The organism is Allostreptomyces psammosilenae (assembly GCF_013407765.1).
GTDB lineage: Bacteria > Actinomycetota > Actinomycetes > Streptomycetales > Streptomycetaceae > Allostreptomyces > Allostreptomyces psammosilenae.
The window spans coordinates 2,596,705-2,622,906 of the sequence record NZ_JACBZD010000001.1 but is presented as its reverse complement, the minus strand read 5'-3'; the positions used below and the strand labels follow the sequence as shown (position 1 = coordinate 2,622,906).

Sequence of the window (26,202 nt, the reverse complement as noted above, 5' to 3'; positions counted from 1 at the left end):
CCGGGGCGGGCGGCCGTCAAGCCTCAGCCGACGCCGCCGCGGGTGCGGGCCGGACGGGCCGCGCGGGCCGTGCGGGCCGGGTGCGCCCCCGCCACGCCGACCAGCACCCCGAGGGCCTGGAGCACCGCCAGCACCACCACCCCGGCACGGAAGCCCTCGGCGCCGCCGTCGGCGACGGCGTAGGCGAGCGCGGCCACCGCCGGCCCCACCGTGAACGCGACGGTGCGGACCGTGGCGGACACCCCACCGGAGGTGCCGATCAGGTCCGGCGGGGCCGCGGCCAGCAACGCCGTGTTGGTCGGAACGTGGCAGACGGCCTGCCCGAGACCGATCAGGGCCAGCCGCCAGGACAGGTCGGCCAGGCCGGCCCCCGGCCCGAGCGCCAGCGTGGAGACCATCCCGCCCAGGCTCATCGCCCCGCCCGCCGCCACCATCAGCCGCGCCGGCAGCCGGTCGGCCAGCGCCCCGCTGATCGGCGAGCCCAGCGCCAGGCCGCCGACGAAGAACATCATCGCCACCCCCATCGTGGCGGGGCCGTGGTCCAGCACCTCCGCGACGAAGAACGGCAGCAGGAACAGCGACAGCCCGACGAACGAGCCCATCAGCAGCACCGACAGCAGTGGCAGCGCGTACGCCGGGCGCCGGACCAGCGCGATGACCGGCCGCGACGAACCCAGCCGCGCCCACCACACGGCGAGCCCGGCCGCGACCACCGCCAGCAGCCCGGCCAGCGGCGCCTGACCCTCCGGCACGCGCTGGAGGGCCAGCAGCAGCGTGGTGACCGCGCCGCCGAGCAGCAGCGCGTCGGCCAGCGTCGAGCGGTCCGGCGCCGGCAGGCCGGCCCGCCCCCGGGCCAGCAGGCGGTGCCCCAGCCACAGCACCACCAGCAGGACCGGAAGCTTGATCAGGAAGACCGGGCGCCAGCCGGCGGCGTCCGCGAGCAGGCCGCCCAGCGAGGACCCGGCCATGGAACCCACCGGCATGATCGTCGCCACGTAGCCCAGCGCACGGCCCCGCTGCTCCACCCGCACGCTGCCGGCGACGATCGGCATGTAGACGGCGACCACCAGCGCCCCGGTGACCCCCTGGAGCACGCGGGCCGTCAGCAGCAGCCAGAAGGAGGGCGCCACCGAGGCGAGGACGCTGGTCAGTCCGACGCCGGTGACGGCGAGCAGGAAGACCGCCCGGTGGTCGGCGTGGTCCACCCAGCGCCCGGCCGGGATGGACAGCGCCGCCATCGGCAGGCTGTGGGCCAGCAGCACCCAGGTGGTGGCACCGACCGGGACGCCCAGGTCCTGGCCGATCGCGGGCAGGGTGACCGCGGACAGGCTGGTCTCCAGGGTCACCATCAGCATCGCCAGCGCCACGACGACGATCGGCCCCCAGCGGGTGCGCCCGACGGCGGGGGCGAGCGCGTCGGTGGTGGGGGTGGTGGCGGGGGCAGGGGCGGGGGTGGCGCTGGCGGGGGGCTCGGCGTCGGTGGCGGGGGACGGTGTGTCGTGCGGTTCGGGGAGTCGGTTCGTCATGTCCGCGACGCTAGGGACGGGCGGCCGGTCGGCGCCTCTGTCACCCGACTGGGTCCGCGGGCCGGTCGACGGCCGGTCACCGACCCAGTCATCCGACCGAGGCGGGGCAGCCGGGCGCGTCCGTAGCTTCCTTGCTGTCCGCGGCGGCCCCGCCGCGGTGCCGAACGAACGGAGCGCCCCTCATGCACGCCATCCGACTGCACGCCTTCGGCCCGGCCGAGAACCTCCGGCTGGAGAGCGTCCCGGACCCGGAGCCGGGCCCCGGGCAGGTGCGGATCGCCGTGCGGGCCGCCGGCGTCCACCTCCTGGACACCGCCCTGCGCGCCGGATCCGCCGAGGAACTGCCCTTCCCGCTCCCCGAACTGCCCATCACCCCCGGCCGCGAGGTCGCCGGTGTGGTCGACCGGGTCGGCGCCGGGGTCGACGACGGCTGGCTCGGCCGCCGCGTCGTCGCCCACCTGGGCCTGGCCAACGGCGGCTACGCCGAGCTGGCGGTCCGCGAGGTGGAGGCCGTGCACGCGCTGCCCGACGGCATGGCCTTCTCCACCGCCGTCGCCATGATCGGGACCGGCCGGACCGCCCTCGGCATCCTGCACGTCGCACCGGTCGGGCCCGACGACGTCGTCCTGGTGACGGCCGCCGCCGGCGGCATCGGCACCCTGCTGGTGCAGGCCGCGCGGGGGGTCGGCGCCACCGTCGTCGGGGTGGCCGGGGGCGCGGCCAAGGTCGAGCGGGTGCGCGCCCTGGGCGCGGACGTCGCCGTCGACTACACCGAGGAGGACTGGCCCGCCCGGGTGCGCGAGGCGCTGCGCGGCCAGGACGTGACGGTGGCGTTCGACGGCGTCGGCGGCGCCGCCGGCCGGGCGGCCATGGAACTGCTGGGCCTGGGCGGCACGCTGGTCATGTTCGGCTGGTCGGCCGGCGCGCCGACCGAGGTCACCACCCGGGACCTCTACGACCGTCTGCTCACCGCCACCGTGGCCCTCGGCCCCCGCCTGCTCCGGGCCCCCGGCGGGCTGCGCGGCCTGGAGGAGCGCGCGCTCGCGGAGGCCGCGTCCGGCCGGCTCGTCCCCGCGGTGCAGGAGTTCCCGCTGGCCGAGGCGGCGGCCGCGCACACCGCCCTGCGGGAGCGGGGCACCGTGGGCAAGGCCGTGCTGGTCCCCTGAACCTCGAAGCCCCTGAACCTCGAAGCCCCTGAACCTCGAAGCCCCTGAGCCGTGGAGCCCTTGAGCCCCACCGAAGTCCCTGAGCCCCCGAGTGCCAACCGTCGATCGACCACCGACCAGCGAGGAGTCCCCATGACCATGCGAGCGGCCGCGCTCACCGAGTTCGGCGGCCCCGAGGTGCTGCGCCCCATGGACCTGCCGGTGCCGGTGGCCGGCCCCGGCCAGGTGCGGATCGCCGTCCGGGCCGCCGGAGTGCTCCCCTTCGACCTGGGGGTGCGCGGCGGCTGGTCCCCACCCGGGGTGACGCCGCGGTTCCCGGTCGTCCCGGGCAACGAGTTCGCCGGCACGATCGACCAGCTCGGCGAGGGCGTCACCGGGCGCGCCGTCGGCGAGGACGTCCTCGGCTTCGGCCTCCTGGGCGGCTACGCGGAGTACGTCGTGGTCCCGGCCGACCAGGTGGTGGCCAAGCCCGCCGAGATGCCCTGGGAGATCGCCGGCGGCTTCTCCGGCAACGGGCAGGGCGCCCACCTGGCGCTGGGCGAACTGCGCGTCGGACCGGGCGACACCCTGCTGATCGGCGGCGCCGCCGGCGGACTCGGCACCTTCGCCGTGCAGCTCGCCCGCGCCTGGGGCGCCACCACCGTGATCGGCACGGCCAGCCCCGCCAACCACGACTACCTGCGGGAACTCGGCGCCGTGCCGGTCGCCTACGGCGAGGGACTGGTGGAGCGGATCCGCGAGCTGGCGCCCGGCGGGGTGGACGCCGCACTGGACGCCGCCGGCCCCGAGGGCCTGCGCGCCGCCGTGGAGGTGACCAGGGACCGCGACCGGGTGATCACCATGGTGGCCACCGAAGAGGCCGCCCGGCTCGGCCTGCGCGACTGGGGCGGCACCCGCACGGCCGCCCGGCTCGCCGAACTCGTCGAGCTGTACCGGCGCGGGGCGGTGCGGCCCCGGCTGCGCGCCACCTACCCACTGGACCGGGCCGCCGACGCGCACCGCGACCTGGCCACCGGCCACGGCCGCGGCAAGATCGTGCTCACCGTCCGGTGACCGCCGGCGGGGGATCGCCATCAGGTAACCGCCGCCCATGTGACCGCTTGCCGGGTGACCGCCGGCCGTCCCACAGGCGGACGGCCGGCCGCCCGTTCCCACGACTCGCCTACGCTCTCGGACCATGCTGCACGGGAGAGACGACGAACTGGCCGCGATCGACGCGCTGCTCGCCGGCGCCCGCGCCGGTCGCAGCGCCGCCGTGGTCATCCGCGGCGAGGCCGGCATCGGCAAGTCCGTCCTGCTGGACCACGCCGCCGCCGCGGCCGGCCACGACATGCGGGTGCTGCGGGCCACCGGCATCGAGTCCGAGAGCGAACTGCCCTTCGCCGGCCTGCACCTGCTGCTCGGCCGGTCCGTCGACCGCACGGACGCCCTCCCCGACCGGCAGGCCCGGGCCCTGCGCGGCGCCCTCGGCCTGGAGGAGATCCCCGGCGGCGACCGACCGCTCGTCGGCCTAGCCGTGCTCACCCTGCTCGCCGAACTCGCCGACGAACGCCCGCTGCTGTGCGTCGTCGACGACGCGCACTGGCTCGACCACGCCTCCGCCGACGCCCTGCTGTTCGCCGCCCGCCGCCTCGACGCCGAGGGCGTCGTCCTGCTGTTCGCCGCCCGCGACCTGCACGCCCCGCCCTTCCCCGCCCCCGGGATCGCCGAACTCCGCCTGGCCGGGCTGGACGAGACCGCCGCCACGGCGCTGCTCGACGAGCACGCCGGCGACCTGCCCCGGCACGCCCGGGAACAGATCCTCGGCGAGGCCCGCGGCAACCCGCTCGCCCTGCGCGAACTCACCGCCGCCCAGCGCGAGGGCCAGATCCCCGCCTACGCCCACCGCGCCGCGGCCCAGCCCAACCACACCCGCCTCCAGCAGACCTTCGCCGACCGCATCGGCACACTCCCCGAGGCCACCCAGACCCTGCTGCTCGTCGCCGCCGCCGAGGTCACCTGCGACCTCGCCGTCGTGCTCGGCGCCGCCGGCCGGCTCGGCGCCTCGGTGGAGGACCTCGAACCCGCCGAACGCAAGGAACTCCTCCACCTCACCGACGGCCAGCTGATGTTCCGGCACCCGCTGATCCGCACCGCCGCCTACCGCGGCGCCCCCGTCGCCCGCCGGATCGCCGCCCACCGCGCCCTCGCCGAGGCCCTGCCGTGCGTCGGCAACATCGACCGGCGCGCCTGGCACCTCGCCGCCGCCACCACCGAACCCGACGAGAACGTCGCCTCCCTGCTGGAGCGCACCGCCGAGCACGCCCGCGCCCGCGGCGGCTACGCCGCCGTCGCCTCCGCCTGCGAACGCGCCGCCCAGCTCAGCCCCGACTCCCGGGACCGCGCCCGCCGACTCGCCCTCGCCGCCCGCGCCGCCGCCGACGCCGGCTGGATCGAACGCGCCGCCGTCCTCGCCGACCAGGCCGCGCCCCACCTGACCGACCCCCTGGCCCGCGCCGAGCTCGCCCAGGTGCGCGCGCTCGCCCCCTACGTCCGCGGCCTGCGCAAGGCGGCGCACGCCACGCTGCTGCAGGGCGCCTCCGCGGCGGCCGACCACCTGCCCGGCAAGGCGGCCTTCATGCTGTTCGACGCCATGGGCGTGATCTGGGCCACCGGCGACCTCCCCGCCACCGAGGAGACCGCGGCGCGCGTCACCGCGCTGGAACTGCCGGCGGCACCGGACGTCACCCCGTTCGTCGAGGCCGCCGGCGGCATGGCCGCCATCGCCCGCGGCGAGCCCGCCACCGGAGTCCCCGCGCTGGCCCGACTCATCGAGGACCCCGGCGGCGTGCTCGGCCGGCTGCGGCCGATGGAACGCGCCTGCGTGCTGGAGTGGGCCGTACTCACCGGCGACCTCGACGCCGCCGGGGAGCTGACCCGCGCCCTGGAACGGGAGTGCCGGGACCAGGGCGCCGTCGGCGTGCTCCCGGAGGTGCTGCGCGACCTCGCCCGCGTCGAACTCTTCCGCGGACGCCACTACGACGCGCGGATCACCGCCACCGAGGCGCTGCGGGTCGCCGAGGAGACCGGGCAGATCCACTTCGCCGACGACGCCCGCGGCGTGCTCGCCCACCTGGCCGCCGCCGAGGGCGACGAGGAGAACACCCGCGCCCTCACCGCCGGCGTCCGCGCCCACCGCACCGAACCCGGCGAGGAGTGGACCACCAGCGCCCTCGCCCTGCTCGACCTCGGCGCCGGCCGCTACGAGGAGGCGCTGCGCCGCCGCGAGGAGCTGGGCGCGGACGCCGCCCGGCACAGCATCGTCGTGCTGTACACGCTCCCCGACCACGTGGAGGCCGCCGCCCGGCTCGGCGCACCCGCGCACCACGCGCTGGCCCGCTTCGAGGAGTGGGCGCGCGCCACCGGCCAGCCGTGGGCCGAAGCCGTCACCCTGCGCTGCCGCGCCCTGCTCGCCCCGGAGGACGAGGCCGGGCCGCTCTACGCCCGGGCGGTGGCGCTGCACGAACAGGCCGTCGTCCCGCACGAGCGCGGCGGGCGGAGCTTCGAACGGGCCCGCACCGAGCTGCTGTACGGGGAGTGGTTGCGCCGCGCCGGCCACCGCGCCGACGCCCGGCCGCCGCTGCGCTCCGCCCTGGACGTGTTCGAGCGCGTCTGCGCCACCCCGTGGGCGGACCGGGCACGGGCCGAACTGCGCGCCACCGGTGAGGCCCGGCCGCGCCGGACGGAGGAGGCGGATCCCTTCGCCCGGCTGACGCCGCAGGAGCTGCAGGTGGTGCGGCTGGCGGCCACCGGCCTGACCAACCGTGACATCGGGGCGCAGCTCTTCCTCAGCCCGCGCACCGTCGGCTACCACCTGTACAACGCCTACCCCAAGCTCGGCGTGGCCTCGCGCGCGGAGCTGGCCCGCCTGGACCTGGGTGGGCGGTGAGGGGGCTGGCTGGTCCGGTCGCGTGCGCCATCGCCGCAGCCCATGTCAGGTGCTGGAGCCGGTGCGCACGAAGAGGCAGAACGGGTGGCCCACCGGGTCGTACAGGACCCGCACATCATCCTGGGGTTGGAAGTCCGCCGCAGTCGCCCCCAGGGCAAGGGCACGTTCAACCGCCGATGACAGGTCGTCCACCTCGATATCCAGATGCATCATCATCTGCTGCTCGTGCCGTGTGGAAGGCCACTGTGGACGTGTGAAGAGCGGCTCTGTCTGGAACGACAACCCGGCACTGCCGTCGGGCGGGGCGATCTCCACCCAGTCGGGTTCGTCCTTGCGCCTCGGCCACCCGAGCAAGCCCTGATAGAACTCCGCCAGCTCGTGAGCGTTCGGTGCGTCAAGTGCGGTCGCGGACAACCTGAAACGCGGTTGGGCATCCATGCCGGGCTGCTACCCCGTTTCGCTGCTGAAAGGCCAGCCGTCACGCTTCTGGCTGCCGCTGCCGCTGCCGCCGCTGCCCTGGCTGCCGCTGCCGCCTCGCGGTGCGCCTGACTACGACGCCCCGCTCCCCGCCTCATGAGGACCAGAGGAAACGACGTCTTGGCGGGCCAGTGGGCAGCGCCTCCAGGGGAGCCCGGTGGACCCCCCTGTTTCCAGGCTCTCATGCGGGCCGGGCGTGGCGACAGGCCCCACTTTTCCCCTGTGGATAACTCACGCCCCCCCTTGTTCCAGGGGTACGTGAGGGGGTGTTCGCGGCGCAAGAGGGGTTCTCTGAGCTGTGGATAAGGCACGGAGTACGCCCCGGACGCCACGGGCACCCAGGGGGAGGCCTGCGGGTGCCCAGGGGAGGACCTGCGTGCACCGGGGGGACAGGCATGCGGGTGCCCAGGGGAGGCTCGCGCGCACCGGGGGACAGGCATGCGGGTACCAGGGGAAGGCCATCGGCGTCCGGGGGAAGGCCCAACAGCAAACAGCACCCGAGACGGCCCGCGGGCGCCACGGGGAAGGCCCAACAGAACCCCAGAAGGCGGCGCGGCGCCGGGGGGGGGAAGGCCCAACAGCACCCGAGAAGACCTACAGGAGGCGCCCAGGGTGCCGGCCCTCCCCCGGCAGCCGGGGGAGGGCCGGCACCCCGGAGAGCCAGGCCAACCGGGGCGCGGGGAGGGGCGCGTCCGCGTGCCGGGAAGTGGCCCTACTCCTCGCGTGGGGCGGAGTCGTTGCCGCGGCGGATGGTGCGGACGGGGCGGCCCGGTCGCCAGGCCTGCACCACCAGTTCCTCGCCCTCCACGTAGGTGCGCACGACCTCGGTGAGGTCCACCCGGAACAGGTGGAACGGCTGCGGCGGCTGGACCTCCTCGATGAACCGGGCGATCACCGAGGTGTCGGTCTCCTCCACCGCCCGCCCCGACACCCGGGCATCGCCGCCGTCCATGTCCGTGCCCGGGCCCGGGTTCGCCTGGATCGCGAACCTCTGGTCCCGCATCAGATCGAGCGCCTTGCGCGAGTTCGGCATCATGCCGAGCCACATCTCACCGAACCGGAAGTCGACCTCCAGGCCGGTGACGCGCGGCGACCCGTCCGCCCGCAGGGTGGCGAGGACGTGGTGCCGGTACGCCTGGAAGCGTCCTTGAACCGTCCCGGCCAACTCCGGTTCGGCGGTGTGGAAGTCTGCCCAGCTGAATGTCATGGAGCCATCGTGCCGGCGATGCCCGACATCCTCTGTCGGGTATCGGGCGCGCCGCTCAGCGTGTCTCCACTCGCAGGAAACGGGCCACGATCAGGTGGAACATCCGCAGTTGCTCGGCGGGCACGAAGCCCGGGGCGCCGGCGCGGATGAACAGGGAGTCGGCCATGGCGGAGATCCACTCGGCCGCCATGGCGAGGTCGAGGCCGGCGTCGATCCGCCCGCGGGCCGCGGCCCGCTCCAGCAGCCCGGTCAGCGCCTGCCGCAGTTCCGTGTCGAAGCCGCTCACCATGGCGGCGAACTCCTCGTCGTGGCCGGCGTGCGCCATCACCTCCAGCGCGAGCCCCGCGTACTCGGGATCCTCGATGCCGTCCACCATGATGTCGATCAGGCCGAGCAGCGCCTCCCACGGGTCGTCGTCCTCCCCGATCCCGGCGAGGTAGGCCGCGATGTCGCGCCGGTCCTGCTCGAAGATGGCGAGGAAGATCGCCCGCTTGTTGGGGAAGTAGTGGAACAGCGCGCCCGAGCTGATCCCGGCCCGGGCGCAGATGTCGGCGGTGGTGGTCCGCTCGAACCCCTTGCGCGCGAACAGGGCGGCGGCAGCGGCCATGATCTGGCGGCGCTTGGCCTCGTGCTTGACGGGATCGACGGTGCGCATGGAACCTCTTGCGGATCGTGGCTGGGCGGCCGGTGCGGCTCTTTCGGCTCTTGCGGCTGTGGGGCGGTTGGGGCTGAGGGACGTGGTTCCGTTCAGCCGTGGCGGTCGAGGGGCTGGGCGGGCTCCAGTTCGGGCTCGGGGGCCGGGTCGGGGGCGGTTTCCGTCTCGGTGGCGGTGTTGCGGGCGGTGGTCGCCGGAGTGCCGGGCGGCGCCGCGGCGGTCGCGGCGTCGGTGGTCCCCGCCTCGTCGGCCGCGCCGTTGGACGCTTCGGCCCGCTGCCCGACCCTCCGCCGACGCCGGGTCTCCTCGACGGCGACCGCGACGGCGATGAGGATCGGGATCACCAACCCGACCGAGTCCATGATCTCCGAGATCCAGCCCGGCAGGGCGGGCAGGTCGATGTCCGGCAGGTCGACGTCCGGCAGGTCGATCTCCGGCCAGGGGATCCAGGAGAGCGGGTTCGGCAGGTCCAGGTGGGGGCGTGGGATCCAGGACAGGTCGATCTCCGGGAGGAACGACCAGTCGATCCGCGGCAGCAGCGCCCTGAGCAGGGCGCCGACCCCCAGGACCGCCAGCCCCACCTCCAGCACGGCGATCGCGACGTGCCGGGACGCGTAGAGCGCCGGGTGCTCCCGCTTCAGCCTGGCCAGCCGGGACGCCCGGCTGCCCGCGGGTGGCTCGAAGGGCAGCTTCCGCGGGCCGCGCCGCGGGGCGGGGGCGCCGCCCCTGTCGCCGTGCTCACCGTCGCTCGGGCCGTCGCCGTCGCTGGGGGCGCTGCCGCCGTTCTCACCGTCGCTCTGGCCAGCGCCGTCACCCGGGGGCTCCAGCAGGAGCGCGCAGGTGGCGACCCGGCCCAGCCACCACCACTCCACCAGGACGGTGAACTCGCTGGAACGCAGCCGGACGCGCCCGAGGCGCGGGGCGGTCCGCTCGTCCACTAGGTGCCCGTCGACCAGCAGCCGGGCGGTGTTGCGACGTTCGGCCGAGGAGACCTCCACCGCGAGGCGGTGCCCCGCGTGTTCGAGGACGTAGGGGGCGTAGCGGCCAGGGTGCTCGTTCACCATGCCGCCATTATCAGACCGCGTACTCGGTTTATCAATCGCGGCGCGAGGGACGAGCGGCGAGGGGCGCGAGCAGCGAGCAGCGAGGATGACCGACGACCGGCGACCGGCGGGCGGCCGGGACGCCGTGGCCCTCCCCGGCGCGGGGCGCGCGAGGAGGGCCACGATCACGGGGACGGCCGTCCGCCGGGGGAGGGTGGGCCGACTACTCGGTCATCGGGGTCATCTCCCACACCGTCATCGAATGGACCTTCGCGCCCTCGCCCCACACCCGCAGGCCCAGGGAGTCGGTGCGGTGCGGATAGGCCCGGGTGGTGATCGACTTGTGTCCGTTGGCGAACGCCTCCACCATCGAGCGGTCCACGAAGACGTCCAGCACCAGCCGGTTGCCCTCCAGCCGGAGCGGCCCGCTCTGCACCCCGAGGTCGGTCCAGGACGAGGAGTTGTTCCCCGAGCGGGTCCGGTCCACCCCGAAGCGCCCGCTGGCCCGGTCGTAGAACAGCCGGGTGCGTTCCTCGTCGCCGGGGCTGCGCAGCACGTCGAGGCCGAAGCTGGACGCCGACCCGCGGCTCATCTCCAGCCGGATGTGCAGCATGTCGCCCCGCACGCCGGCCAGCCGCTGGTTGACGGTGGCCAGGTCCGTCGGGCGGTCGATCCGGACCAGCGGCGCGCCGTCGGCGTGCAGCCGCTCGACCTCCGCGACCGGCGCCACGCCGAGGTCGCCGTCCGGGCGCGTGGTCAGCCGCACCGGCAGGCCGGCGTTGTGCGCCCAGCCCGCGTCGTAGTGCGCCTGCTCGGTGCGGCGGTCCTGGGTGATGCTGAACAGCAGGGAGCGGCCGGAGGCGTCCACCGTCCCGCTGGGGCCGGTGAAGTGGTCGCCGTAGTCGAGCAGGCGCGGCTCGGTGTGGTCCGGTGTCCATCGGCGGGCCTCCGCGTCCCAGGTGCCGACCCAGTACCAGACGTACTTGTTGGCGTGCTCGCTCGGGCTGGAGAAGGCCGGGTTGATCAGCAGCGCGTTCCGCTGCCGGCCCTGCGCGTCCCGCCCGATCGGCAGGAAGGTGGGCAGCTCCCACACCTGTCCGGTGGCCGGGTGGGCGTTGACGTCCCCGACCGCCAGCGGGCCGACGTACGTCCAGTCGGTGAGGTTGGTGGAGGTGTACAGCAGCGCGGTGCCGCCGACGTCGGCGCCCTCGGTGGTCTGCACCCCGGAGCCCATCAGCTGGAACCAGGTGTCCCCCTCCTTCCACACGTACGGGTCGCGGAAGTCCCCGTAGCGCACCTTCCGCCCGGGGCCGACGTCGAGGTCCGGCTGCTGCACGGTGACCGGGGTGGGGTGCATGATCCACTCGGTCAGGTCCGGGTCGTCCGGGTCGGCCGGGCGGGCCAGGCCGGTGGCCTGGTTGGGGCGGACGGAGTCGTTGCCGGCGGTGAAGAACAGCACCGGGTCGCCGTTCTCGTCCACCGTGGCGCTGCCGGACCACACGCCGTCCGGGGCGGGGCTGCCGGCGGTCGGCACCATGGCCATCGGCAGGTCGCGCCAGTGCACCAGGTCCTCGCTGACGGCGTGCCCCCAGCTGATGTTGTGCCAGTAGGGGCCGTGCGGGTTGTGCTGGTAGAAGAGGTGGTACCGCCCGTCGACCTGGATGGGGGCGTGCGGTTCGTTCATCCAGTGGTTGGGCGCGGTGAAGTGGTAGCCGGGGCGGTAGCGGTCGCCGTCGTAGCGGCCGCGGTCCATGGCCATGTCGGCCCGGGGGATGGTCCGGTCGGCGAAGGTGTCCAGCGCGGCGGAGTGTCCGGCGGCGATCTCCGCCGGGCCGAGCGCCCGGTTGTGGATCTTCACCTCGTCGATCAGTCCGTTGAACATGTTGACCGCAAAGACGCCGTTGACGATCACCGGCTGGTTGTGACGCCCGATCAGCAGGCTGGTGGCCGCCGGCGACATCCGCGCGCCGGTCGGGACCGGTGCCTCGCCGACGCTGACCCCGTTGAGGTACAGCCGCATCGCCCCGCCGGCCGGGTCGAAGGTGGCGGTGAGGTGCGCCCACTCGCCGGCGCGCAGCGCCGAGGCGGCCGGGGCCGACACCTGCCGCCAGGCGTCCCCGGTGCCCACGCCGAACACCCAGCCGCCGTGCCGGCCAACGCCGAGCGAGAAGCCCTGGTTCGCGTCCTGGTCGTGCTGGTTGACGATGGCGGAGGGCTTGCCGCCGTCGCCCCACTCGAAGGCACGCGGCGCGACCCACGCCTCCACCGTCAGCGCCTCGGTGGACACCGCCAGCCGTGGGGCGTCGCGGGTGACCCAGGTGGAGTAGCCGTCGAAGAGCAGGGCGCCGGAGAGCACTCCGGCGGCCGGGTCGTCCGGCTCCCAGAGCGGGTCGCTGTCCGGCTTGTAGACGGCGTCGTTGAACACGTAGGAGATCGGGTCGGCGCTGCGGCTCACCCGCTCGGTGGTGGCCGCGCCGGCCCCCTCGTCGAAGCTCCAGTGCGCGGCCAGCTCACCCGTCGGGGGCTGGCCGGTGCCCGGGGCGTCGACGCCGATCCGGATGTCGTCGAGGTTGATGTGCCCCCAGCCGCCGGAGACGTCGTCCACCACGGTGATCCGCACGGCCTGGCCCAGGTGGGCCCGGGCGTCCCAGATGACCCGCCGGTACGCCTCGTCCTCGCTGCCGGTGGCCTTGTGCAGGACGGTGCCGGTGGGGGTGGTGAGCGCGACGTAGAGGTGGTCGATGTTCCGTCCGCCGGAGACCAGCAGGCTGACCACGCCGGTGCCGCCCAGGGTGAAGGTCTGCGAGGTGAGGGTGCCGACGGCGGTGTCCCCGCCGCCGCGGTAGCCCCACAGGTGGTAGCGGCCGGCGTGGTTGAAGCAGCAGCCCCAGCCCCAGCCGGGCTCGTCGGTGACCGCCTGGGTGAAGGCGGTTCCGGTGGCCGTCCAGCCGGTGAGGTCGCCGGTCTCGAAGCCGGGGTTGTCCAGGGACGTCGCGGCGGCCTCGGCGTGGGCGGCGCCGGTGGGGGCGCTGAGGGCGAGGCAGGCGGCCAGGGCGAGGAGGACGCCGAGGAGGGCACGCGGGCCGCGCCGCGGTCTCGGCCAACGCCCTCCGAGGGGTGGTCCGCCGCGGCCGTGGGGCCGGCCGCGGTCGCCACCGGGAAGCAGTAGGGCAGCGGCTCGGTGTGTCCATGTCATAGAGTCGCTCTTTCTGGCGTGGGGGTGTTCCGCCGATCGCTCCGCGTGGTGCTAAATCGTTTGAGCATCGGGTGCGATCGATGCTGTGGGTGGCGGCTCTGCTAAAACAAGCCGCTGCGTCACGGGCGTTATCAACCCGTTATCGCCTGCGAAAATGCTCGCGCAGACCTGTTGACTTCCCCCGCGCGGGACCCCAAGCTCAGATCCGGTCGTCCCGCTAATCCGATTTAGCCAGGAGTCGTTGTGAGTGGTCGTCGCGTCACCATGGCCCAGGTCGCCCAGGCGGCCGGGGTCTCGCCCACCACGGCGTCGTTCGTGCTCTCCGGACGGACCGACATGCGCATCTCAGCCGCCGCGCGGGAGCGCGTGCTGGCCGCCGCGGCCGACCTCGGCTACCGCCCCAACGTCGCCGCGCGCGCCCTGCGCACCAAGTCCACCCAGACCATCGGGCTCGTCTCCGACACCGTCGCCACCACCCCCTACGCCGGGGAGGTGATCCGGGGCGCGATGGAAGCCGCACACGCCCGCGGCAACCTGCTGTTCATCGCCGAGACCGGCGGCGACCGCGCGGTGGAGTCGGAGCTGGTGCACGGCATGCTGGACCGGCAGGTCGACGCCGTCATCTACGCCGCCATGTACACCCGGTACGTCACGCCGCCCAAGGAGCTGTACGGCCGCCGGGTCGTGCTGCTCAACTGCCTCGCCCCCGGCTTCGACGCCCCCTCGGTGATCCCGGACGAACTGGAGGCCGGCCGCACCGCCGCCCGGGTGCTGCTGGAGGCCGGACACACCGACGGCATCTACGCCATCGGCGGCCACCAGGCCATCCCGGCCACCCCGGACGGCGTCTTCGCCGGCAACGAGCGGATGCGCGGCCTCCAGGAGGCGCTGCGCGGCGGCGGTGCCCGGCTGGCCGGCGTCGTCGAGTCCGACTGGGGCGCCGAGGACGGATACCGCGAGGTCAGCGCCCTGCTCCGGGACGGGCGGCGCCCCCGGGCGCTGGTCTGCGGCACCGATCGGGTCTCCTTCGGCGCCTACCAGGCGCTCGCCGAGGTGGGCCTCGGCGTCCCCGACGACGTCTCCGTCGTCTCCTTCGACGACCAGGACTTCGCCTCCTGGCTGCACCCGGGCCTGACCACCGTCGCCCTGCCGCACTACGAACTCGGCCGGCTGGCCGCGGAACTGATCCTCAGCCCCGAGCCGGTGCTGGAAGCCGCCGTCCACCGCGTCCCGATGCCGCTGCGGGTACGCGGCTCGGTGGCCCCACCCGCCGCCACGCCGCACGGCTGACCGGACGGCACCACACGCACCGCGCACACCACGACGTACCGCGCACACCACGACGCACAGCGCACACACCACGCGAACGCGGCACCCGAGGGGCGGCGCGCAGGGCCGGGCGGCCACCCGACCCTGCGACGAGACGCGCCCCGTCCACCCACCCCGACTCGCCAGTCAGAACCGAACGGAACGAAGCATGCGCAGATCAATCGTAGCCGCGGGGTGCGCCTCGCTGGCCCTGCTGACCACCACCGCCTGCTCCGGCTCCGGCGGCGCCGCCGCCGAGGCGGCCACCTGCGACGGCACCATCGACGGGCCGGTCACCCTGACCAGCTTCTACCACGGCGGCGGCGCGGAGAAGGAGACCTTCCTCGCCCAGGTCGAGGCGTTCAACGCCAGCCAGGACCAGGTCACCGTCGAGGTCCAGTCCGTCCCCGAGGGCACCTACGGCGACTCGGTGCGCGCCGCCGCGGCCTCCGGCGACCTGCCGCACATCCTCGACTTCGACGGACCCAACCTCTACAACTACGCCTGGAACGGCGACCTCATCCCGCTGGACTCCTGCGTCAGCCCCGAACTCAAGGCCGACCTGCTGCCCTCGATCACCGCGCAGGGCACCTACGACGGCAAGCTCTACGGCGTCGGCAGCTTCGACTCCGGCGTCCTGCTCTACGCCTACCGCTCCGCGCTGGAGGAGGTCGGCGCGCGCATCCCCACCGGCATCGACGACGCCTGGACCGCCGAGGAGTTCACCGACATCCTCGGCCGGCTCCAGGACGCCGGCTACGACAGCCCGCTGGACGCGCACATGTGGTACGGCCGCCAGGGCGAGTGGTTCTCCTACGCCTTCTCCCCGATCGTCCAGTCCGCCGGCGGCGACCTGATCGACCGCACCGACTTCTCCTCCGCCGACGGCACGCTCAACTCCCCGGAGGCCGTGGAGGCCATGAGCGTCTTCCAGGAGTGGTTCGAGAACGGGTACGTCGACACCGAGGCCCAGGACGACAGCCCGTTCCTGAACAAGACCAGCCCCATCTCCTGGAACGGCATGTGGGCCTACGCCAACGGCTACCACGAGGCCGCCGGCGACGACCTGGTCGCGCTGCCGTTGCCCGACTTCGGCACCGGCAGCAAGACCGGCATGGGCTCCTGGCAGTTCGGCATCACCCGCGAGACCGAGGACCCGGACGCCGCCTGGGCCTTCCTGGAGTTCCTGCTCCAGGAGGAGAACCAGCTGATGACCTACGAGACGGTCGGCGCGCCGCCCTCCCGGATCAGCGTCCTGGAGAAGGCCGAGATCTACGCCGAGGACGGCCCGCTCGCCCTGGTCACCGAGAGCCTGCGCGAATCGCCCCGGATCGCCGTGCCCCGCCCGCAGACCCCCGCCTACCCGGCGATCACCCAGGCGTTCGCCCAGGCCGTCGACGACATCAGCAACGGCGGCGACGTGCAGGCCGCCCTGGACGAGGCGGTCCGCAGGATCGACCAGGACATCACCGACAACGGCGGCTACCCCGCCTTCGAGTGACCTCGCCCGATCCCGTCGACCGAGGTGAACCACATGCCCCCCGCCACCGCCGCCCCCGGCACCCCCGTCGCCGCCGGCCCACCCGGCCGGTCCGCGCCCGCCACCGCCCCGGCGAAGAACCGGCGCGCCCGCCGCGGCCGCGAACTCCGCGCCGGACTCCTCTTCTCCCTGCCCGCCGTCGTGCTGCTGCTGCTGTTCATGGTGGCGCCGTTCGTCTCCGCGCTGGTGCTCTCCTTCACCGACCAGCGGCTGGTCTCCCCGCGTCCGGTCTCCTTCGTGGGGCTGGAGAACTACGTCCGGGTGCTCACCGACGCCCAGTTCTGGGGCGCCCTGACCAACAACGTGGTCTTCGCGCTGATCGTGGTGCCGCTGCAGACCGGCGCGGCCCTCGGGCTGGCCGTGCTGGTCAACCGCCGGCTCCCCGGCCGGGTGCTCTTCCGCACCATCTACTTCCTGCCCACGGTCACCGTGATGGCCGTCGCCGCCACGGTGTGGAAGCTGCTGCTGCTCCCGGACGGCGGCATGGTCAACGGCGTCCTGGACACCCTCACCTTCGGCCAGCTCCAGCCCGGCTGGCTGTCCAGCACCAGCTGGGCCATGCCGGCCATCGTGATCACCTCGATCTGGCAGGGCGTCGGATTCCAGATGATCATCTTCCTGGCGGGGCTCCAGGCCATCCCGGCCTCGCTCTACGAGGCCGCCACCATGGACGGCGCCAACGCCTGGCAGCAGTTCCGCAACGTCACCCTGCCGGGGCTGCGCAACACCCTGATCTTCGTCCTCAACGTGACGGTGATCTTCGCCTTCCGGCTGTTCGACCAGGTGTACATCATGCCGCAGTTCCCCGGCGGCCCCCTGGACTCCACCCGCACGATGATGCTCCAGCTCCTCCAGACCGGCTACGGACGCGGGCTGATCGGGCAGGCCTCCGCGATCGCGGTGATCTTCTTCCTCTTCGTGCTGGCCGTCACCCTGGTCCAACGCCGGTTCAGCCGAGAGGAGCGTGCCGTCCAGTGAGCACCATCAGCACCACAGGCGCCCCCGGCACCCCCGGTACCACCGGCGCCGGCCCCCGCCCCGGCGCCGCCGCCCCGTCCGCCCGCCGCCACCCCGGCCGGCTCCGCCGCGCCCACCGGCACAACCTGCCGCTGCACTACGCCGTCAGCATCGGCGCGGCGCTGTTCATCCTGGTGCCGCTGCTGTTCATGTTCGCCGGCTCGGTCAAGCCCAACGCCGACGTGCTCGCCGACGGCGGCAGCTGGCGGGCCCTGCTGCCCACCAGCGTCAGCGCGGACAACTTCGTCAGCGCCTGGGAACGGTCCCGCTTCGGCCAGCTGCTGCTCAACTCGCTGGTCATCTGCGGGCTGACCGTGCTCGGCGGGGCCGTCGTCAACAGCATGTTCGGCTACGCCCTGGCCCGGCTGCGCTGGGTCGGCCGCAACGCCGTCCTGGCCGTGGTGATCGCGCTGATCATCATCCCGTTCGAGGCGCTGGCCATCCCGCTGCTGCTGATGGTCACCGAGATGGGCTGGCTGGACACCTACCAGGCGCAGATCGTGCCGTTCATCGCCCAGCCCTTCTTCATCTACCTCTTCTACTCCTTCTTCCTCGGGCTGCCCCGGGAACTGGAGGAGGCCGCGCAGGTGGACGGCGCCGGGCCGTGGCGCACCTTCCGCACCATCATCGTGCCGCTGTCCAGGCCCGTCTTCGCCTCCGTGGCGATCCTCAGCTTCCTGATCTCCTGGGGACAGTTCCTGTGGCCGGTGATGGTCACGCGCAGCGAGGCCGTGCGCCCGCTGCCGGTCGGGATGGCCGTCTTCCAGACCCTGCCGCCCCTCCAGTGGGGCGACATCATGGCCTTCGCCACGATGATGACCGTCCCGGTGCTCATCGTCTTCGTCATCTTCCAGCGCGCGTTCGTGCAGGGCGTCGCCGCCCAGTCCGTCAAGGAGTGAGCCCCGCCGTGACCCGAGCCGCCAGCCCCGCCGCCGATCCCGCCGCCGGCCCCGCCGTGAACCCGGCACACGGCACTCCCACCGGCCCGCCGGCCGCCCCCGACCCCCACCGACCGGCCGTCCACCAGCGCCCACCGCGCAACTGGATCAACGACCCCAACGGCCCCGTCTTCCACGACGGCCGCTACCACATGTTCTTCCAGCACAACCCGCAGGCACCGGTCCACGCCGACGTCCACTGGGGCCACGCCAGCAGCCCCGACCTGCTGCGGTGGACCGACCACCCGGTGGCCCTCGCCCCCACCCCCGGCGGCGACGACGCGGACGGCTGCTTCTCCGGCAACACCCTGTCCCTCGGCGACCGGCTGGTCGCCTTCTACTCCGCCTACCGCGGCGACCGCTGGTGGCAGCCGGTCGCCCGCGCCGAATCCACCGACGGCGGCCTGACCTGGCGCAAACTCCCCGGCCTGGCCGTTCCCGAGGCCCCGGACGGGGTGACCGTCTTCCGCGACCCGTACGTCTGGCGGCACGGCGACGGCTACCGCATGCTCGTCGGCGCCGGCTTCGACGACGGGCAGGGGGCCGCCCTGCTGTACGAGTCCGCCGACCTCGACCGGTGGACCTACCGCGGCCCCCTGCACCGGCGCGGACACGAACCGGTCGCCGGCGGGCCGGACACCGGCGTGATGTGGGAGTGCCCGCAGTACGTCACCATCGGCGACCTCGGGCTGCTGATCGTCAGCGCCTGGTACGAGGGCGGCGGGCCCAGCCACGTCGTCGCCTTCACCGGCCCCGAGACGGACGGCCGGCTCGCCGCCGGCAGCCCGTTCCTCCTCGACCACGGCCCCGACTTCTACGCCCCCGCCCTGATGCGCGCCCCCGACGGCCGCGTGCTGTTGTGGGGCTGGTCCTGGGAGGGCCGCCAGGACGACTGGGCCCGGCAGGCCGGCTGGGCCGGCGTGCTCACCCTGCCCCGCGAGGTCACCCTCACCCCCGACGGCCGCGCTCACCAGGCCCCCGCCCGCGAGATCGCCACCCTGCGCCGCCCCGCCCCGGACGCCCGCCGGCTCGCCGGACACGGGCTCACCCCCGGGGCCGAGGAGCCGCTGGGCGAGGTCGGCGGCAGCTTCGAGCTGCTGGCACGGGTCACCGTGCGGGAGGACGCCGGCTGCCGGCTGCGGCTGGTCACCGACGAGGAGGGCGGGAGGGCCCGGGAGTACCTGGACCTCACCCTCCTCGACGGCGCCCTGCTGGTCGACCGCGACCACGCCAGCCTCGACGGCCGCGCGCGCGGCGGCGGCTACCGCCTGCCCTGCCCCGAGGCGGTGCCGGGAGGAACGGTGGAGCTGCGGATCGTGGTGGACGGCTCGATCGTCGAGGTGTACACCGGCAGCGGCCGAACCCTGACCCTGCGCTGCTACCCGACCGGCATCCCGCCGTGGCGGCTGTACGCCCGGGGAGTGGGGGCGGGGGAATGCCTGCTGGACGTGGAGACCTGGACGCTGGCCGCCCCCGGCGGCGAGGAGGACGGGGGGTTGGGGAGGTAGGGCGGGGCGCGGGCGGCGGGGTGGGTGGCCTGCTTGGCGCTGTGGGACGCGGGTGGATTCCGCAAGGGTGGATTCTGTTCCTGTGGATAACTCTGCGCCCCCCTTGTTTCAGGGGTAGGGCGGGGTGGGTGTTCTGCGCAAGGGGGAGTTTCCTCCTGTGGATAACTCTGCGCCCCCCTTGTTCCAGGGGTAGGGCGGGGTGGGTGTTCCGCACAAGAGGGAATTTTTCCCTGTGGATAACCGCGAACCCCCCTGGTCTCCAGGGGTAAGCCGGCGGGGGCGGTTGACGCAAGGGGGAAATGCAGCCTGTGGAAAACTCTGGTGTGACTCCGGTGTGACTTCGGCGTGGCTCCCGGTGTGACTCTGGTGTGACTCCGATGAACTCGGGAGTTCATCAGAGTCACACTGTTCACCAGAGTCACACCGGAGTGCATTCCCAGAGCTCTGGGGTGCTGCGGAAAACCGTGCTGCGGAGAACCTGGGAACTCCGGAGCGCGTTCGACCCTCCGACCCCGCCCCCGACCCGTCACCTCGTCTCCTCAGCGCTCCGCGGGCGGGGGGATCTCTCCGGAGCCTCGGATCAGCAGCGGGGTGGGGATGACCACCTCGCGCGGGTCCGAGTGGTCCCCGTTGACGCGTTCGAAGAGCAGCGTCGCCGCCGTCTCGCCCATCCGGGCGGCGTCCTGCGCGATCACGGTCACCCCCGGCTCCAGCAGGTCGGCCAGCGGGAAGTCGTCGAAGCCCACCAGCGCCACGCGGTGCCCGAGTCCCAGCCGGCGCAGCGCCCGCACCGCCCCCGTCGTCACCAGGTTCTGGCTGGTGAACAGCGCGGTCGGCGGCAGTGGGCCGGTCAGCAGCTCGTGCGCCGCCTCCGTCGCGGCCGTCACGTCGTGCAGGTCGTGCCGGACCAGTTCCGGCGGCACCGGCAGGCCCTGCCGCCCCATCTCCTCCTGGTAGCCGCGGAAGCGCCCGGAGGCCGTGGGCAGCGAGAGGTAGTCGCCGAGGTAGGCGATCCTCCGGTGGCCCACCTCGGCGAGGTGCCGCACGGCCGCGGCCGCGCCCGCCACGTTGTCCACCAGCACGGCGTCCGCGGTCAGGCCGCGCGGCGGGCGGTCCACGAACACCACCGGCGTTCCGGCCCTCACCTCCCGGTTCAGGTAGCCCTGGTCGGGGCTGGCCGGTGCGATGATCAGCCCGTCCGCCCCGTGCGCGGCCAGCGCGCGGGCCAGCTCGACCTCCCGCTGCGGGTCCTCGTCCAGGCTGCCGGCGAGCACCAGGCTGCGGTGCCGGCGCGCGACGTCCTCGACCGCCCGGTGCAGGGTGGCGGAGAAGGGGTTGGCCAGGTCCTCCAGCAGCAGCGCGATCCGCCCGGTCCGGCCGTCGGCCCGGCGCAGGCTGCTGGCCGCCAGGTTGGGCCGGAAGTCCAGCCGGGCGATCGCCTGGTTCACCCGGGACCGCAGCTCCTCGGAGACCGACGGCACCCCGTTGATCACCCGCGAGACCGTCTTGACGCTCACCCCGGCCAGCGCCGCGACGTCACGAACGGTGGCCGGCTTGCGTATGGGCTCCGGATCTGACATCGGGACGCATCCCCTCTCGTGTCGGCGTCGGTGGCAGCACGCGTCCCCGCATCGTGCCACCGACGCCGCGCACGGCGGGGCCGGAACCCGGCGTCTCAGCCGGTAACGGGGTAGCCGGTAGTGGGGTAGCCGGCGGTGGGGTGGCCGTCGCGGTAGCCGCGCAGCGGGCGCACCGACAGGTGTTCCACCACGGCCCTGCCTCCCGTCGCGTACACCGCCACGTCGTCACTGGACAGGTCGGGGAAGACGATGTCGGTCAGCACGGTCCGCCCGCCGTCGGCGAAGACCTCCACCGACGCCCGGTCGACCACCACCCGCAGCGTCACCTCGCCGTTCGCGTCCGGCCGCAGCGTCGCCGAACTGATGCTGGGGAACGACGGGTGGAAGCCCACGTCGCCGGAGGCCGTGCGGTCCAGGGACAGCCGCTGCGCCGCCGGGTCGTAGCGGATCACCGTCCGCTGGCCGGTGGACGAGCCCCGCACCACCAGGCCGAACTCCCTGGCCGTCTCCGGTCGGAAGGTCGCCTCGATCTCCAGCAGCGTGCCCTGGGCGCGTGCCGGCAGCGTCCACGTGCCGGCGCCGATCCGCCAGTCGGCGCGCTGGTAGCTGATCGGCTCGTACAGCCGGGCCAGCTCCCGCACGGGCCGCTGGACCAGCCGTGGCCGGCCGTCGACGGTGGCCAGGGTCACCTCGCGCGGCAGGCTCATGGTGCCGCGCCACGGGTCGGTGGGCACCGCGCCGGCGTAGTCCCAGTTGCTCATCCAGCCGAGCATGATCCGCCGGCCGTCCGGCACGTGGTTGAAGGAGACCGCGGCGTAGTAGTCCCGGCCGTGGTCGAGCCAGTCGTAGCGCTCCAGCTCGGAGCGGGCCGGCTCGAGGGAGAAGGTGACCTGGTCCAGCAGGATGTGTCCCCACCCGCCGGAGACCAGGTCGCGGACCTCGATCCGGGCCCGGCGGCCGATCAGGTCGCGGACGTCCCAGGCGACCCAGTCCAGGCGCTCGCTGTCCCGGCCGCTCGCGGTGCGGACCCGCTGCCCGTCGACGATCAGGTTGACGGAGGTCTCCGCCGGCGGGGTGCGGTGGGCGCCGCCACCCACCAGCAGGTTGATGTACGGCTCGCCGATGGTGAACTCGGGCGAGGACGCCGTGCCCTGCGGGGCGTCGCCGCCGACGAAGCTGTTCAGCAGGTGTCCGCCGAGGTGACCGCTGACCGTCTGCTGGCCGGGGAGGGTGCCGGCCGCCGGCGCCGTGCCGAACGGGCCGTCACCGCCGGCCGGGTCGTTGCGCACCGTCCACGCCCCGTAGCCGTTCTCGAAGTCCGCGAAGACCACGCCGGGCGGCACCTCCGGCCCCGGCGGCGGCACGTTCTCCGCCGTGAAGGTGGTGCCGTCGAACTCCCCGACGAAGTACTGGCCGCCGGAGCCGCCGGCCACCGAGCCGGTGTTCATGTTGACGGTCAGCACCCACTTGGTGTTCGCCGGATTCCCGTCGACGGGCAGCTCGAAGAGGTCCGGAACCTCCCACAGGCCGCCGGTGGCGCCGTGCGGGCCGAAATCGCTCAGCCACGTCCAGCTCTTCAGGTCGCCCGACCGGTAGAACTTCACCACCCGCGAGTCGGCGAGCACGGCGGCCATCACCCAGTAGCCGCCCGGTTCGTACCAGAACACCTTGGGGTCGCGGAACTCCCGTTCGCCGATGTCCAGCACCGGATTGTTCTGGTACTTCGTCCAGGTGTCGCCGCCGTCGGTGCTGTAGGCCAGGGACTGCGCCTGGATTCCCTCACGGCCGGTTCCGGGGCCGTAGACGCTGGTGTAGACGGCGACCATCGCCGGATTTCCGGGACTTCCCAATCCCGAGGTGTTGGCGGTGTCCACGACGACGCTGCCGGAGAATATCGCCTCCTCGGGCGAGTACGGAATGGCGACGGGACGCTCGGTCCAGTGAATGAGGTCGGGGCTGGTCGCGTGGCCCCACGACATGTTCCCCCAGGAATTCCCCTGCGGGTTGTACTGGTAGAAGAGGTGATAAACCCCGTCGTGGTACACGAGCCCGTTGGGATCGTTCATCCAGTTCTGGGCCGGGGTGTAGTGCAGCTGCGGGCGGTGCGGGTGGTCGGTGTCCGGGGAACCGGCCGCCGCCGTGGCGCCGCCCGCCGCGATCGCGGCCAGGGACAGCGCGACGGCCACCACGGCGGTCGCCACGAGGGCGAGCGGCCCTCCGCGTCTTCGTAACATCCGCTGCTCCGTTCCGGAGGGGGTGAGCTGGTGTCACCATCCGTGGCCGAGTCCATCGTTGTCAATACGTCGGACACGTTGTCATGTCATGAGAAAGATCCATGGGACCTGCGGCTCCGTGCCCTGGAAGGGAGTCGGTGGCACTCGCAGCGGACCAGGCGGGACACCGTTGTCCCGACGGGCTGACGGCCCGGCCGCTGTGGATTTCCACAGGTGACCGGGTGCGGACCGGCACAGCCGATCGGGAGGAGGCCCCCATCCACCGCCCGCCGGTCACCGCCTACCGTGGAGGGGTCGTTCGCGGCCGGTGGGGACCCGAACACGGCGATGCGCCCCGCCGACGGCGAGCCGGGCGGAAAGGGGGCGCCAACCATGGCCACGTGGTCCCGGCGGCTGCGCGGACTCGGCTACGGGGCACTCCTCGCGCCGCTCGAACTGCTCCTCCTGGTGTGCGGCGGGCTCGCCCTCGGCATCGCCTCCGTCCACCCCGCCCTCCGCCGACGCGCCCTGGTGCCGCTGCTCGCCGGCGCCCGCCGCCTGCTCGGACTGGAGCGCCGGCGCCTGCTGCGCTTCTTCGACGAGGAGGTCTCCGACCACCACGCCCCCGGCGCGACGCTGCGCTACCTCGCCGCCCGCGGCTCCCTCGGCCTGCTCGGCGCCGCCGTCCTCGGCCTGATGGGCGCCGGCCTCGTCCTCGCCGTCCTGGTGGCCGCCACGATCCCGCTCCGGCTGATCGAGGGCGAGTACGCGATCGTGGCCGGCCTGCTGCCCCAGATCCTGCTCGGCCTGGTGCTGCTCTTCCTCAACGTGCAGGGCTTCGTCGGCCTGGACCAGCTGGAACGGCGGTTGGCCCGGCACTTCCTCGGGCCGTCCCCCCGGGAACTGCTGGAACGCCGGATCACCGAACTCGCGGTGAGCCGGGCCGGCGTGCTGGAGGCCGTCAACGCCGAACGCCGGCGCATCGAACGCGACCTGCACGACGGCGTCCAGCAGCGGCTCGTCGCCCTCGCCATGGTGATCGGCCGAGCCCGCCGCAGCCGCTCCCCGGAGAAGACCGACGAACTCCTGCGGCAGGCGCACGAGGAGGCCCAGGGCGTGCTGCGCGACCTCCGCGAGGTGGCCTGGCGGGTCTACCCGGTGGCACTCGACGACGGCGGCGGCCTCGCCGAGGCCCTCACCACGGTGGCGGAGCACGCGGGTGTGCCGGTGCGCCTGGACTACGGCCTGGGCGACCGCCGGCTCCCCAACGCGATCGAGACCGTGATCTACTTCGTCGCCTGTGAGGCCGTCACCAACGCGGTCAAGCACTCCCGGGCGGACACCATCCGGATCGAGGTGCGCGAGACGGTGGCGCGCCCCGAGCCGGCCGGCCGTGAGGAGGAGCAGACCGTGGTGGTGCGCGTGCGGGACGACGGGATCGGCGGCGCCGACCCCGCGGGCGGCGGCCTGTCCGGCCTCGCCCGCCGGGTCGCCGCCCTGGACGGCGAACTGCGGGTGGACAGCCCGGCCGCGGGCGGCACCACGATCACCGCGGTCCTGCCCACCGGGAAGACCGGGATGCGTGAGGCCGTGGTGGTCGGTGAGGCGGAGCCGGTCCGCCGGGGAGGCGGGGCCGGGCCCGTCGGAACGGAGTCGTCGTGCGTCTGATCCTGGCCGAGGACTCGGCGCTGCTGCGCCAGGGCCTGGTGCGACTGCTGGAGGACGAGGGCCACGAGGTGGTCGCCGACGTCGCCGACGCCACGGCGCTGCTCGACGCCGTCGCCCGGGACCAGCCGGACGTGGTCGTGGTGGACGTGCGCATGCCGCCCACGCACACCGACGAGGGGGTGCGCGCCGCGCTGGAGATCCGCCGCCGCTGGCCGGGCATCGGCGTGCTGGTGCTGTCGCAGTACGTCGAGAAGCGCTACGCCACCGAGCTGATCCTGGCCGACACCGAGGGCGTGGGCTACCTGCTCAAGGACCGCGTCGCCCAGGTGGACGAGTTCCTGGTGGCGCTGGAGCGGGTGCACGCCGGCGGGGCCGCGCTGGACCCGGAGGTGGTGCGGCAGCTGCTCTCCCGCAGCACCCACACGGACCCGCTGGGCCGCCTCAGCGAGCGGGAGCGCACGGTGCTCGACCTGATGGCGCAGGGCTACACCAACGCGTCCATCGCGGAGCGGCTGTTCGTCTCGCAGAGCGCCGTCGAGAAGCACGTCAACGCCATCTTCGACAAGCTCGAACTGACGCCCGGGACCGGGCACAGCCGCCGCATCCTCGCCGTGCTCCGCTACCTCGGCTCCTGACGGCGCCCGGCCGCGCGGCGTGTCGGCGTGGCGTGTCCGCGCGGCCGGCCGCCGTCACCCCCAGGGGCCGGCCAGCCGTTCCGCCAGGCCGGGGGCGGGTTCGGGACGGTGGACGCCCCGGGGGCGGTAGCCCAGCAGGTCCGAGTGGCCCACGAGATCGGCCAGCAGCCAGACGATGGCCAGCCACATCTCCGTGCCCTGCAGCCCCGGCTCCCGTCCCGGCCCGGTGCCGTCCGGGGCGGGCCCGAAGCCGAATCCGCGCCCGTCCCGCCAGCGCCCCAGCGCCCGGACGAGCTGCCGCTCGGCCCACGCGCGGGCCTCCGCCGAACGGTGGTCGGTCTGCCGCGCGGCCAGCCACAGCGGGTGCGCGACGTCCAGGACGTTGCAGGCGTTCTCCCGGTCGGCGCCGAAGTAGCGGGGGTCCCGCGCGTGGTCCAGGACGGTGTCCACCACCCGCTCCGGATGCGGCACCGGCAGCCCGAACTGGGCGAACGACCCGCGGGTGAGCCGGTAGTAGCCGTTGACCGGCTGCAGCCGGCCGGTCCGGGGCGAGGCGGCGCCCCACATCCCGGTCCACGGGTCGACCCGGGTCAGCAG

18 protein-coding genes are annotated in these 26,202 nt (G+C 73.9%); 10 read left to right on the top strand and 8 right to left on the bottom strand.

Going from position 1 to position 26,202, the window contains the following annotated elements; all coding sequences use genetic code 11:
* Positions 1-23: 23 nt before the first annotated feature.
* Complete coding sequence (locus FHU37_RS10615; RefSeq protein WP_179813963.1) at positions 24-1,526, bottom strand: MFS transporter; 1,503 nt, start codon at positions 1,524-1,526, stop codon at positions 24-26.
* Positions 1,527-1,708: 182 nt separating this feature from the next.
* Between FHU37_RS10615 and FHU37_RS10610 the strand changes: the two genes are divergently transcribed.
* From FHU37_RS10610 to FHU37_RS28965, 3 genes are all read left to right on the top strand, one after another.
* Positions 1,709-2,692, top strand: a complete 984-nt coding sequence (locus tag FHU37_RS10610; protein WP_179813962.1) for a zinc-binding dehydrogenase — start codon at positions 1,709-1,711, stop codon at positions 2,690-2,692.
* 132 nt (positions 2,693-2,824) lie between these two features.
* On the top strand, positions 2,825-3,745 hold the full coding sequence (locus FHU37_RS10605; RefSeq protein WP_312892537.1) for an NADP-dependent oxidoreductase: 921 nt from the start codon (positions 2,825-2,827) through the stop codon (positions 3,743-3,745).
* A 124-nt stretch (positions 3,746-3,869) separates the two neighbouring features.
* The gene (locus FHU37_RS28965; protein WP_179813961.1) at positions 3,870-6,620 is read left to right on the top strand and encodes an ATP-binding protein; all 2,751 of its coding nucleotides are present in this window, start codon (positions 3,870-3,872) and stop codon (positions 6,618-6,620) included.
* Between the two features lie 45 nt (positions 6,621-6,665).
* Here the strand turns inward: FHU37_RS28965 and FHU37_RS10595 are convergent, their stop codons facing one another.
* From FHU37_RS10595 to FHU37_RS10575, 5 genes are all read right to left on the bottom strand, one after another.
* Positions 6,666-7,058, bottom strand: a complete 393-nt coding sequence (locus FHU37_RS10595; RefSeq protein WP_179813960.1) for a VOC family protein — start codon at positions 7,056-7,058, stop codon at positions 6,666-6,668.
* Positions 7,059-7,809: 751 nt separating this feature from the next.
* Positions 7,810-8,304: a pyridoxamine 5'-phosphate oxidase family protein gene (locus tag FHU37_RS10590; RefSeq protein WP_179813959.1), complete on the bottom strand. Its 495-nt coding sequence runs from the start codon at positions 8,302-8,304 to the stop codon at positions 7,810-7,812.
* Between the two features lie 55 nt (positions 8,305-8,359).
* Complete coding sequence (locus tag FHU37_RS10585; protein ID WP_179813958.1) at positions 8,360-8,959, bottom strand: TetR/AcrR family transcriptional regulator; 600 nt, start codon at positions 8,957-8,959, stop codon at positions 8,360-8,362.
* 92 nt (positions 8,960-9,051) lie between these two features.
* Entirely contained in the window at positions 9,052-10,023 is a 972-nt protein-coding gene (locus FHU37_RS10580) for a hypothetical protein (protein WP_179813957.1), read from the bottom strand.
* 202 nt (positions 10,024-10,225) lie between these two features.
* Positions 10,226-13,198: a GH32 C-terminal domain-containing protein gene (locus FHU37_RS10575; protein WP_179813956.1), complete on the bottom strand. Its 2,973-nt coding sequence runs from the start codon at positions 13,196-13,198 to the stop codon at positions 10,226-10,228.
* Between the two features lie 243 nt (positions 13,199-13,441).
* Here FHU37_RS10575 and FHU37_RS10570 point away from each other — a divergent pair, with 243 nt between their 5' ends.
* The 5 genes from FHU37_RS10570 (at position 13,442) to FHU37_RS29280 (ending at position 19,509) form a co-directional block, all read left to right on the top strand.
* On the top strand, positions 13,442-14,488 hold the full coding sequence (locus FHU37_RS10570) for a LacI family DNA-binding transcriptional regulator (protein ID WP_312892536.1): 1,047 nt from the start codon (positions 13,442-13,444) through the stop codon (positions 14,486-14,488).
* 187 nt (positions 14,489-14,675) lie between these two features.
* Positions 14,676-16,007 (top strand): sugar ABC transporter substrate-binding protein, encoded by a 1,332-nt coding sequence (locus FHU37_RS10565; RefSeq protein WP_179813955.1) that lies wholly within the window; start codon positions 14,676-14,678, stop codon positions 16,005-16,007.
* A 33-nt stretch (positions 16,008-16,040) separates the two neighbouring features.
* Entirely contained in the window at positions 16,041-17,024 is a 984-nt protein-coding gene (locus FHU37_RS10560; protein ID WP_179813954.1) for a carbohydrate ABC transporter permease, read from the top strand.
* On the top strand, positions 17,021-17,962 hold the full coding sequence (locus FHU37_RS29285; protein ID WP_218904000.1) for a carbohydrate ABC transporter permease: 942 nt from the start codon (positions 17,021-17,023) through the stop codon (positions 17,960-17,962). Before FHU37_RS10560 ends, FHU37_RS29285 begins: the two co-directional genes overlap by 4 nt.
* An 8-nt stretch (positions 17,963-17,970) precedes the next feature.
* A complete protein-coding gene (locus FHU37_RS29280) occupies positions 17,971-19,509 on the top strand; it encodes a glycoside hydrolase family 32 protein (RefSeq protein ID WP_312892535.1) in 1,539 nt (512 codons plus the stop codon).
* A gap of 539 nt (positions 19,510-20,048) precedes the next feature.
* Here the strand turns inward: FHU37_RS29280 and FHU37_RS10545 are convergent.
* Complete coding sequence (locus FHU37_RS10545; protein ID WP_179813953.1) at positions 20,049-21,089, bottom strand: LacI family DNA-binding transcriptional regulator; 1,041 nt, start codon at positions 21,087-21,089, stop codon at positions 20,049-20,051.
* Between the two features lie 95 nt (positions 21,090-21,184).
* Positions 21,185-23,323 carry a glycoside hydrolase family 32 protein gene (locus FHU37_RS10540; RefSeq protein ID WP_179813952.1) on the bottom strand — a complete coding sequence of 713 codons (2,139 nt, stop codon included), beginning with the start codon at positions 23,321-23,323 and terminating at the stop codon, positions 21,185-21,187.
* A 372-nt stretch (positions 23,324-23,695) separates the two neighbouring features.
* On the opposite strand from FHU37_RS10540, the gene FHU37_RS10535 reads away from it, so the two are divergent.
* Positions 23,696-24,970, top strand: coding sequence for a sensor histidine kinase (locus FHU37_RS10535; RefSeq protein ID WP_179813951.1), 1,275 nt, complete (start codon positions 23,696-23,698; stop codon positions 24,968-24,970).
* The gene (locus FHU37_RS10530; protein WP_179813950.1) at positions 24,961-25,605 is read left to right on the top strand and encodes a response regulator; all 645 of its coding nucleotides are present in this window, start codon (positions 24,961-24,963) and stop codon (positions 25,603-25,605) included. The genes FHU37_RS10535 and FHU37_RS10530 overlap by 10 nt, the downstream gene beginning before the upstream one ends.
* Positions 25,606-26,202: the final 597 nt, after the last annotated feature.

Coding starts and splice junctions, on each gene's coding strand:
- FHU37_RS10545 (WP_179813953.1), bottom strand. CDS start 21,089: ATGTCAGATCCGGAGCCCATACGCAAGCCGGCCACCGTTCGTGACGTC.
- FHU37_RS10605 (WP_312892537.1), top strand. CDS start 2,825: ATGACCATGCGAGCGGCCGCGCTCACCGAGTTCGGCGGCCCCGAGGTG.
- FHU37_RS10540 (WP_179813952.1), bottom strand. CDS start 23,323: ATGTTACGAAGACGCGGAGGGCCGCTCGCCCTCGTGGCGACCGCCGTG.
- FHU37_RS10585 (WP_179813958.1), bottom strand. CDS start 8,959: ATGCGCACCGTCGATCCCGTCAAGCACGAGGCCAAGCGCCGCCAGATC.
- FHU37_RS28965 (WP_179813961.1), top strand. CDS start 3,870: ATGCTGCACGGGAGAGACGACGAACTGGCCGCGATCGACGCGCTGCTC.
- FHU37_RS10590 (WP_179813959.1), bottom strand. CDS start 8,304: ATGACATTCAGCTGGGCAGACTTCCACACCGCCGAACCGGAGTTGGCC.
- FHU37_RS10565 (WP_179813955.1), top strand. CDS start 14,676: ATGCGCAGATCAATCGTAGCCGCGGGGTGCGCCTCGCTGGCCCTGCTG.
- FHU37_RS10575 (WP_179813956.1), bottom strand. CDS start 13,198: ATGACATGGACACACCGAGCCGCTGCCCTACTGCTTCCCGGTGGCGAC.
- FHU37_RS10615 (WP_179813963.1), bottom strand. CDS start 1,526: ATGACGAACCGACTCCCCGAACCGCACGACACACCGTCCCCCGCCACC.
- FHU37_RS10610 (WP_179813962.1), top strand. CDS start 1,709: ATGCACGCCATCCGACTGCACGCCTTCGGCCCGGCCGAGAACCTCCGG.
- FHU37_RS10535 (WP_179813951.1), top strand. CDS start 23,696: ATGGCCACGTGGTCCCGGCGGCTGCGCGGACTCGGCTACGGGGCACTC.
- FHU37_RS10560 (WP_179813954.1), top strand. CDS start 16,041: ATGCCCCCCGCCACCGCCGCCCCCGGCACCCCCGTCGCCGCCGGCCCA.
- FHU37_RS10595 (WP_179813960.1), bottom strand. CDS start 7,058: ATGGATGCCCAACCGCGTTTCAGGTTGTCCGCGACCGCACTTGACGCA.
- FHU37_RS10580 (WP_179813957.1), bottom strand. CDS start 10,023: ATGGTGAACGAGCACCCTGGCCGCTACGCCCCCTACGTCCTCGAACAC.